Genomic DNA, 2,314 nt, shown 5'->3' on the forward strand with positions numbered 1-2,314 from the left:
ATGTGTGGGAATGACGACGTATTCCCACACATGCCACAGAGTCATCGAGGCACGGGAGGCACGGGAGGCACGGGAAGGGCTGGAAGGGGCTGGGGCGGGGCCTCGAGAGGAGGCGCCGCGTCACTCCGGCACCGGAACCCCGGCCAGCCGCCAGATGCCGCAGGCCGGCCCCTCGGCGGACAGGTGCACCGAGCCGGAGCCGGAGACCAGCCGGACGGAGCCGTGGAGCCGCTCGACGGCGTCGTCGGCGTCGCCGGCGGGATCCAGCCCCGGCAGCGCCTCCCACGGCACCTCGATCGCCGTCGTCGCCGAGCACGCCAGCACCAGCACCGACTCCTCGGCCGACTCGCGAAGGAAGACCACGGCGTCGTCGTCGACATGGACCCAGCGCATCCCGCCGGCGGCGAGGACCGGATGCCGACGGCGCAGCCCGACCAGCTCCCGGCACAGCGCCAGCCGCTCGGCCGCCGCCGGATCCCGGTGCTCGAGGCCCCAGGGCATGGGCGTGCGGCTGAGCTCTCCGTCGGCGCCGGTCAGGCCGAACTCGTCGCCGGCGAAGAGCATCGGCACCCCCGGCAGCGTCATCATCAGCCCCAGCGCCACCGGCACAGTGCCCTCAGCGGCATGGGTGGCGAAGCGGGCCGTGTCATGGGTGTTCAGCGGCTGCATCGTCCCCAGCCGGATCCGCCAGGGGATCCCGGCGGAGAACCGGGTGACCGAGGCGGCGAAGTCGGCCGCCGTGCCGGACGGGATCCCGCCCAGCGGCTGGCCGAAGAACCAGGGCTCGGAGCTGGTGCCGCCGTCGGCGGTGGTGTGCGGCACGCCGTCGGGAGCGCAGAGCCAAGCCCACAGCGGCCGGGTGACGAGGACATAGGTCATCGCCCCGTGCCAGGCGTCGCCGGTGAGATCCTCCGTGGCGTCGTTGGTGGACTCGGCCAGCAGCGCCGTCCCGGGGGCGACGCGGTCCATCGTCCGGCGCAGGATCTGCCGGACCTCGGCGTTGAGATCCACCTCGCGTAGCCGCCCGGTCATGCTGGCCACATCGATCCGCCAGCCGTCCAGCGCCGCAGGAGGACGCAGCCAGCGGCCGACCACCGAGTCCGGCCCGTCGATGAACCGGCGCCGCAGCTCGGCCGAGGACCAGTCGAGCTTCGGCAGCGTGGGCGTGCCCAGCCAGGACTCGTATCCTGGGCCGCGCTCGCCGTCAGCGCCGTCGTCGTCGAAGAGATAGAACTCCCGCTCGGCGGAGTCCGGATCGGCCCGGGCGGTGCGGAACCACTCGTGGCCGTCGCCGGTGTGGTTCGTGGTGAGGTCGCCGATGACCCGCATGCCGCGGGCGTGGGCGGCGGCGGTGAGCCGGGCCAGCGCCTCGTCGCCGCCGAGCAGCGGGTCGACCTGCTCGAAGGTCGTCGCGTCGTAGCGATGGTTCGACGCCGCCGGGAAGAACGGGGTGAGGTAGAGCAGGTCGACCCCGAGAGCCTCCAGATGATCCAGCTTCTCCACCACTCCGTCCAGGTCCCCGCCGTAGAACTGCTGCACGCGGGAGGGCATCACCGGGTCCACCGGGTCGTGCCAGGCGGCCGGTTCCGCCCAGTCGGGCGCGGCGCGCGCGTCGGCGGCCGCCGACCGGGCGAAACGGTCCGGCACGAGCTGATACATCACCGAGGCGGCGAGCCAGTCGGGCGAGGTCGGTGCGGCGAGCAGCGCGAAGTCGTCGACGTCGCGGCCCTCCAGACGCTCCAGACCCGCCTGGTTCAGCCAGAGCACCTCTCCGGCGCCGGTGCGCAGCAGCCAGCGGTAGCGGTGCCGCGGGTTGTGCACGGTGACCTCGGCCTGCCACCACTGCCATCCGCCGGCGGTGCCGAGCGGCCGCGCGGCGTCCCAGGCCGGCTCGCCGTCGGGAGTCGACCGCACGGCGACGGCCTTCAGGCCGCCGACGGACTCGAGGAAGGCCGTCGGCACGCGCAGCCGCAGCGCGACCCGCTCGCCGAGCGACGGCGCCGAGGACGAGACGTGCAGCGGCGAGCCGTCGTGGTGGGGGAGGTGGGGGAGAGGGGCGGTCACTTCACGCTCCCCGAGGTCAGCCCGCCGACGATGTACTTCTGCAGCGCCAGGAAGAGCGCCACCGGGATGATCGAGGCCAGCACCGCCCCGGCGGAGAACAGCGACCAGTTCTGCGAGGTCTCCTGGGAGACGAACTGGTAGAGGCCCACCGCCAGCGTCTGCTTCTCCGGATCGATGAGCAGCACGGAGGCGATGACGAAGTCGTTGGTGGTCGCGATGAACGACAGCAGCGCGACCACCGCCAGGATCG

The 2,314-nt window shown here is 73.0% G+C and carries 1 protein-coding gene and 1 pseudogene; both read right to left on the reverse strand.

Annotated features, from left to right (window positions below):
- Positions 1 to 120 precede the first annotated feature (120 nt).
- Positions 121 to 2,064 carry a glycoside hydrolase family 13 protein gene (locus GU5_RS0112070; protein ID WP_010525829.1) on the reverse strand — a complete coding sequence of 648 codons (1,944 nt, stop codon included), beginning with the start codon at positions 2,062 to 2,064 and terminating at the stop codon, positions 121 to 123.
- A pseudogene (locus GU5_RS0112075) lies at positions 2,061 to 2,314 on the reverse strand (sugar ABC transporter permease); the annotation flags it as partial. The pseudogene GU5_RS0112075 and the gene GU5_RS0112070, both read right to left, overlap by 4 nt.

The organism is Nesterenkonia sp. F (assembly GCF_000220985.1).
Lineage (GTDB): Bacteria > Actinomycetota > Actinomycetes > Actinomycetales > Micrococcaceae > Nesterenkonia.